This window comes from Ralstonia sp. A12, from assembly GCF_000801955.1.
In the GTDB taxonomy this organism is placed as follows: Bacteria; Pseudomonadota; Gammaproteobacteria; order Burkholderiales; family Burkholderiaceae; genus Ralstonia.
The window spans coordinates 1-7025 of record NZ_JSZO01000025.1; the positions used below are offsets into that span (position 1 = coordinate 1).

The following is a 7025-nucleotide window of genomic DNA, read 5'->3' on the forward strand; positions in this document are numbered from 1 at the left end:
GTGGAATCGAGGCAGGGTCATTTCTGTCGCTGCGACAGAATGCGCTTGGTGCGGCCAATTAGTTCTTCCCGAGCTGCGCAACTTTGCGCTGCCACCGAGCCAAGCTGCCGCCCCACGTCGCGCATCACCCGACCTACCTGCGAGCGCAAGGTGCGCAGCGCGCGCCTCATGCGCTCGTACTGCTTGGCGTGTGCGTAGCGGCAAATCTGGCCCGCCAGCCATGGCGCCTCGCAGTTGTAGTTCTGTCGCAGCTTCAGCCCGTGCTGGGCTGCCGCAGCCACCAGACGTTCACGACAGTGCTCCAGCAGGTGCAAATCGGTCGGATGCGCGATCGCCTTCTGGAGGTACGTCTGGCCAGCGAACATCTGCCAGTATGGGTTCTCGACCCATTGCCAGACGACCTCCTCATCGGACAGGTCAAACGCGTGCAGCAAATACAGCCAGCTAGCAATCAAGCATGGCGACGTGGCCGGGCGACCACGCTTGGACACGAAGCTCTCGCTCATTGCGGCGCTCAACCGCTCCCAGTCGATCAGATCGGCCAGGCGCACCGCGGATGCCTCAGGTAGATCTGCTCGCGCAGCGGCTGCAGGAAGAAGTCTCCCTCGCTGACTGGCGCCTTCGGGCCCATTCAAACTTCGTCGGAATTTGCAGGAAACTCGCATCAATATGCATGCTTCCTGCAATTCCGGCTACGCTGTTTTGGCCCCCATGCCTTGCCAGCAAAACCTTTGCGGATTGTTCAGGGCCGACTCGGTACAGCACCATCCGCCCAGACCGTTGCGCGTAAACATCAGCATGCCGCGCAACAGCGACCGGATTTATGCAACAACGCCGTTGTGGGCCGCCAGCTTTCACACAACCGGCGCCCAACAAAAGCCCATTGATAATCTAAAAATTAATGTCTGAATATAATTCATATAAAGCATCATTGGTTCGCGAATGAAAACAAAATTTCGCATTTTCATAGCCATGATTTTGACTCAAATAAAATAATCACGACCTTCGTTTATCTTGATTATTTCCCTGATGACCACAGAAACCAAAATTAGCCCCTTGCAATTATTATCAACTCAACGCACAAAGAAATAAAAAATGACGAAGACTGTAAATAATCACGCTACAACTTCTACGCTCGAAGCTATCTACAACATCCCGGATACCCAAGAGACGACGAGAATTGAGGCGTCGCCAAAAAAACCGAATCTTCCTCGCTCACGCTCTCCTCGATTTGATGGACTGCCAACAGCCCCACGACATAGGCTCTCGGGTAATCATCATCCAGAACTGCGGCGACCAAAATCCGAGACTGCAGGAGCACCAGGTACAAAACAAAGGCTGGTAGTGGTATCGAACCGTCTTATCGACCCAAAGCAGCCTGCCGCAGGCGGACTCGCGGTCGCGCTTGGTGAAATGATGCATGGCACTGAAGGGTTATGGTTTGGCTGGAGCGGCAAGACAACCGATCAACCAGAGTCAACAGGTGTTCGAACCGAATCCTTCGGGCGGACAACGCTGGCACAAGTCGATCTAAGCCAAAAGCACCATGATGGTTACTACGCAGGTTTTTAGAATTCCGTGCTCTGGCCGGTTTTCCATGAAAAAGTAAAATGGGCCGACTTGAATCCAGAGCATTTTAGAACCTATCAATAGGTTAACCGAATGCTGGCATCTCAGTTGGCGCCCATGCTCAAGGAAAGTGATGTTCTATGGATCCACGATTACCACCTTATTCCTTTTGCACAGGAATTGCGGGCACTAGGATGCAAACAGAGAATGGGATTTTTTAATCACATCCCACTTCCTCCACCTGACGTTATCAAACAAATCCCCCAGCATCGGCAATTGATGGAAGCCTTGATGTCGTACGATCTTGTCGGTATGCAAAGTCCCACCGGTGTGGAGAATCTCCGGCTGTATGCTGAGACCGAAGGCGTCGGCCAGCAGCTCGCCAACCATGATCTGAGTGCTTTCGGCAAGAAAGCCAGTATCCAGGCCTTTCCGATCGGCATTGATGTCGAGAGCCTTAAGGCGCTTGTGCCGAGCCCTAGCTCGCAAACCATTCTTGACGAAGTCCGCAATGAGTCGGGCAAACGTATGCTCATGGTCGGTGTTGACCGACTGGATTACAGCAAAGGCGTGCCCAGGCGCTTGAAGGCTTTCCGAGAGTTGCTGGAGACCCTCCCGGAATTGCAGAACAAGATCACGCTGGTCCAGATCGCAGCACCGACACGGCAAAGCGTTCCCGCCTACGCGAGACTGAGTGATAAGACCAAGAAACTGGTGAATGAGATCAACGACCAGTTCGGAACCGACGACTGGAAGCCCGTGATGTACTTCAACCAATCGGTAGATCGCAACTCGTTGCCCGAGATTTACCGAATGAGCCATGTGGGCGTGGTCACGCCTGTGGCAGATGGTATGAATCTTGTGGCCAAAGAATATATCGCCGCGCAAAAGTCAGAAGACCCAGGGGTTCTTGTGTTATCCACAGGTGCTGGTGCTGCGTCTCAACTCCGTGAATCGCTTCTGGTGCCGCCCAAGGATCGGGCAACTATGGCCAAGGCATACGCGCGCGCCTTGGCCATGCCTCTCGATGAGCGTCAAAAGAGGCACGCAAAATTGATGGCCAATGTAGAAACCGAGGATCTACGTTGGTGGCGAGAGAATTACCTTAGCGAACTCGCTTCCCCACAAGCTGCTCCAAACGCGCATCCTGACAACATGGCCCCTGAGAGCACTTCCGGCCCAGATGACGATCGTAATGACAGCGTCTTGTCGCAGTTTGCCAAGTCGACGCTGAAGAGCGCCCGAAGTGTCTACGAAGACAGCAGGTTATATCATGGTACCGGCAAGACAAGTAAGCGCTCGATCCAAGCCAAAGGCTTTACCAGCAGGCTTAAGGTTGACGGAGGGGCGATGGCAGTTAGAACAAATCACAAAGCCCAGTTTGAAAACACGAAAGCACCTTCATATCACTACTTGACTGCTGAAAAGGGGCGAGCCTCCAAGTACGCATCTTCCGAAAAATCCAGGTCGCCCGCACTTGTGAGGACGATCGGTATTCGCCAAGATATTCCGCTAGAGCGTGTGATGGGCGTGGAGCGGACGTCAGCCGATATTCCGGCGCAGTATGTTGTCGGATCGAAGAGTAGTATCCCTGGCCCGGAAAGCGCAGCCTTTCACAAGGCTCTGGAAAGCGCCAGCATCCACGTACCCTTCGAGAACACTGGCCGCCTTCTAAGAGAGGTCCAGTCCGATTCCGAGGACGATTTTTCTTCGGATGAAGATAGTGCCTAATCTGAGCATTGCAGAAGACGGCTCCCACTGCTGCGACGATGTCACTCAGTTCCAGCCGATCCGGTGACTGGCCTGCGATGCTCGGTACCGCGCATCGCCCTCGCCATGCAGATAGACGCTGGTGGTGACCAGCGACGTGTACGTCGGTTGTTGCGCGAAACGCAGGTCGACCTGCTGGTCAGTCATGTGCGTCTTGTTGCCTTTGCTCTGCACCTCGGTCCACCCGCGTCATCCTCGCCGTCTACAACGCCGCCTTGATCTGTGCCCGCGACAACTTCGGATCTTCACCGATGGCACTGCGAGCTGCACGGAACGCCGATCGAATTGCATCGCGCCGCTCACGCTCGCTCTGCAGTTGCGCCGCCCACACTGCGCGGTCCGCCTGCCCAAAGCCCGCACGCTGCAGCATGAACTCGCGCCACAGCGCCGGCGTCGGCTCCGGCCGCTGCGGTGAGGGCGCCTCAATTTCCCGGCCAGTCTGCGCCCGGTAGGTCGTGCGCAGCAGCTGCGCTGCGTCGGCCCACGACAGGTTCAGCTCCTTCGTCAAGAAGTCCGAAACATTTAGGTTGCGCGTGCCAGCACGGATGCGATCACCACCATCAGCACCCTTGGTGATCGCATACTTGTCCACGATGAGCCCATGCGCGCGTGAGAGCGTATCCAGCAGCCGTTGCGCATCTAGGTTGACCTTGATTTCCCGGAATTCAGCACGCTCGATGTCGCTGCCGGTGGCACGCCGCTCAGACAGATCCCGCGCCAACTGATCGAGGACGCTATCCGCCCCACGGCCCGTCGACGCGCGTGCGCGGCTGTTGAACGGCACCACAATGTCGTCGGCGCCGGCAGCCGCCGGCCAGGATGGCGGAAGCTAGAGGTGATGGGGGGCAGAGTCAGCCCGAACAGGTCGTCTGCTAATTGCATTTACACCAACGCCCGCGCCTGACCGCGCGTCCTCAAACGGCATCGAGCCGATCGCATCAAAGCTCTGGATGTCAGCCAGGTTGCGCGGCCCAGGCCGCCGCCCGAACGGCGCTGGCGTGCCGGCCGCACCCGGTGGCGGCGCAAACTGATACTGCGTGAACTTCGCCGCGCTCGCTGCGCGCAAGCGCGCCTGGTCGGCAGGACCGCCCACCTGATAAGCGTCGTACATCCGCGCCGTCACAAACCGCCATGCCAAGTCCTCGGCCGACAGGCTTACGCCGCTTCTTTCGCCTGCTCCTGCTCCAGCGAAATCGCCAGCCCGTCGCAATGCGTCAGCTCGTTCGGCTTGCTCGACTCCCAGCTCCAGTAGTGAATCAGCCGGCAGTAGCACTTATCCACGTAAGCGTTCGAACGCGCGACACGACACAGCGCAGAGGGCATGGCCGATCAACCGGCCAAGAAGACGGTGGGGAATTGCAGGCAACAATGCGGGCCACTACACTGTTGCCTGCACGCGGCAGATGGCTCTCCGCGCGCAAACTCTCGACCTATCCCAGCCGGCATTGGCTGGGATTTTTTTGTCAGGCAACTTACGGAAGCGACGTAGCTGCCGCTGAGGATTGTTGAGTTGTCTAAGCAATGCCTAATCCATAGACTCGCTCGCGGAAACTTAGGGCGGCCCTCCCTGGCTCCTAGTTTCCGTGCAGTCTCCTCGCTCGCCCCGGCCGCTAGTCCCAGCCGGGGCGCCTTTTTGTCAGGCAGCGTGCTGGCGCAGCAGTGGCGGCACCCAGCGCTTGCCTTCCAGCAAGCGCCCTGCGGCTTCCACCATTGACCCCTTCTTCATCGACGCCAGCGGCACGGCTTCCGCTGGCGAGACCGCCTCACTCACCGCTTGCAGCACGTCGGTCTTGCGCACGCGGCTCAGGTATGCATCCGGCGTCGCACTCCACCAGTCCGCCATGTCCAAGTCCACCGCACGTGCGAGTGTATCCGTGGCATGCTCGCCCGTACGCGACTGGATACCGTCAACGGTGAGTGCCGCGCAGTGGGCCAGCAGCGCGATCAAGTCTTCCTGCGACAACTTCAACAGGCATTCCCACAGCGCTTCCGGCCCACCCGCCAGACGGTCGCCCCACGCGGCGCGTGCAGCATGGATCTGCTGCCATGCGCGTGACTGTTCGACGGTCGAATCGGCTGCGTGCATGGCATACGCCGTGCTCTTGGCGCAGACCTCGACGCCGCTGTCGCAGCGGGAGTACACCTCGGGGGCCAGATCGGTCACCAGCGTGTAGGCTAGAGCGGCCAGCGCCACGTGGTGGTTCTCCATCAGCACCGCCTGCAAGGCAGCGGTACGCTGCGCCGTCAGCGCGCGAATCAGCTTCTCGGGCATGGCAGGAAGCCTGTTGCCGTTGTCGACCGCCTCCGCGCCGCGCACCTGTGCGCGAGCCGCCTTGGCAGCGGCCTTGCGGTCTTCTGGGCGGATCACGCCACGGATCACTTCCACGCCATTGGTGCGCAGCGCAACGATGACACCGACATTGGCCTTGTCCGCCACCGTCTCCAACGCGGCTTCCTGCACCCTGCCCTCGGTATAGAGGCCGTCAAGCTCGTGCGACAAACGCTGATAGGCGTCGTCGGAACCCGCTTCGTCTGACAACTCCAACGCCTCCATCTGCATCTCGATCGCCTGCTGTCGGGCTTCCAGCGCTTCCATGGCAGCCTGCTCCGCCTCGGTCGGTTCGCGCAACGTCATGCGCGCACGAGCGTAAGCGTTGACGGTCGCATAGTCGGGCTGCACCAGCGCGACTGCCCACGCCCAGCCTTCGGCTTCACGGATTGCCTCGGCCTGCTGCATCAGCCGCTCTTCGGCCAACTGCTGTACCAAGGCCCCATCGGTCCAGTGCGCGCCGTGTTCGGCAAACAGGTCGACCTGTTCTCTGCCCCCTGCCGCCAGATAGGCATCGCGCCCGACGAAGGTCGCCAGCAGCGAGTCGGAGGCGATGGACGTTTCTCCCAGTAGTGCACTGCGTAGTTCAGATGGAGTGCGCCGATGATATGGGCGCTCATTCCACACCTGCAATTGCGCGGCATGATCGTCGCTCACCGTCAGCGCCATCAATTGCTCCAACGACATCTCGCCTTCGCGGTAGCGCGCCAGCAGTGAGTGCGCGACCTTCGCGAGCTTCAAGCGCCGCTGCACGACTGCAACCGACACGCCGAAGTGTGCGGCCACGGTTTCCACACCGGCACCCTCTTCCACCATACGGCGGAACGACTCATATTCATCGGCGGGATGCATGGGCTGGTGGGTGTTCTCGACCGCCGATAGCTCGACAGCCTTCTCATCGGCCACGATGCGCACCTGCACGTCATAGTCCGCATCAATCTTGCCTTCTTCACTCAACAGCCGCAGCGCGGCGAAGCGCCGACGCCCTGCGGCCACGGCGTATCCAACCTTCTTACTTCTGCCCTTGGGCTTCACTTCGGTGACGAGCAGCGGATACAGCAGGCCATGCGCCGCAATGGTGGCCGCGAGACCGCGGACCTTGCCTTCATCGAGCGCGCCCTTGCGGACGTTGGCCTCGGATTCGACCAGTCGGGACAGCGGCACGGTGTTCACATGTTCTTGCATGATGGATTCCAAAAGGAGTTGTTGTGCTACCGGGCTCCCAGATTCGGAGCCCCCTCGTGGGCAGGTTGGTCAGGCGGTGCGGCGGCCCGTCAGCCTTGCCGCCGTTCTCCCGAGTTCGTCGCCCTGGGACCACAGGAGGCGGCGCGGGCCAAGCGGACAAGGGCGCGCTTTG

The 7025-nt window shown here is 59.4% G+C and carries 6 protein-coding genes and 1 pseudogene; 2 read left to right on the top strand and 5 right to left on the bottom strand.

Annotated elements, in window-relative coordinates:
- Window positions 1-20 precede the first annotated feature (20 nt).
- Window positions 21-631 (bottom strand): annotated as a pseudogene (locus PI87_RS28705) (transposase); the annotation flags it as partial.
- 464 nt (window positions 632-1095) lie between these two features.
- Between PI87_RS28705 and PI87_RS29685 the strand changes: the two are divergent.
- Both PI87_RS29685 and PI87_RS28710 read left to right on the top strand, forming a co-directional pair.
- A complete protein-coding gene (locus PI87_RS29685; RefSeq protein ID WP_232314060.1) occupies window positions 1096-1572 on the top strand; it encodes a hypothetical protein in 477 nt (158 codons plus the stop codon).
- A 90-nt stretch (window positions 1573-1662) separates the two neighbouring features.
- Window positions 1663-3300: an alpha,alpha-trehalose-phosphate synthase (UDP-forming) gene (locus PI87_RS28710; RefSeq protein WP_232314061.1), complete on the top strand. Its 1638-nt coding sequence runs from the start codon at window positions 1663-1665 to the stop codon at window positions 3298-3300.
- 45 nt (window positions 3301-3345) lie between these two features.
- On the opposite strand, the gene PI87_RS29185 is transcribed toward PI87_RS28710, so the two are convergent.
- From PI87_RS29185 to PI87_RS21835, 4 genes are all read right to left on the bottom strand, one after another.
- Window positions 3346-3486, bottom strand: a complete 141-nt coding sequence (locus tag PI87_RS29185; RefSeq protein WP_157003198.1) for a hypothetical protein — start codon at window positions 3484-3486, stop codon at window positions 3346-3348.
- A 55-nt stretch (window positions 3487-3541) separates the two neighbouring features.
- The gene (locus PI87_RS28210; RefSeq protein WP_157003199.1) at window positions 3542-4123 is read right to left on the bottom strand and encodes a hypothetical protein; all 582 of its coding nucleotides are present in this window, start codon (window positions 4121-4123) and stop codon (window positions 3542-3544) included.
- Window positions 4124-4494: 371 nt separating this feature from the next.
- Window positions 4495-4662 carry a hypothetical protein gene (locus PI87_RS29190; RefSeq protein ID WP_157003200.1) on the bottom strand — a complete coding sequence of 56 codons (168 nt, stop codon included), beginning with the start codon at window positions 4660-4662 and terminating at the stop codon, window positions 4495-4497.
- A 313-nt stretch (window positions 4663-4975) separates the two neighbouring features.
- Entirely contained in the window at window positions 4976-6853 is a 1878-nt protein-coding gene (locus tag PI87_RS21835) for a ParB/RepB/Spo0J family partition protein (protein ID WP_039599833.1), read from the bottom strand.
- Between the last annotated feature and the right edge of the window lie 172 nt (window positions 6854-7025).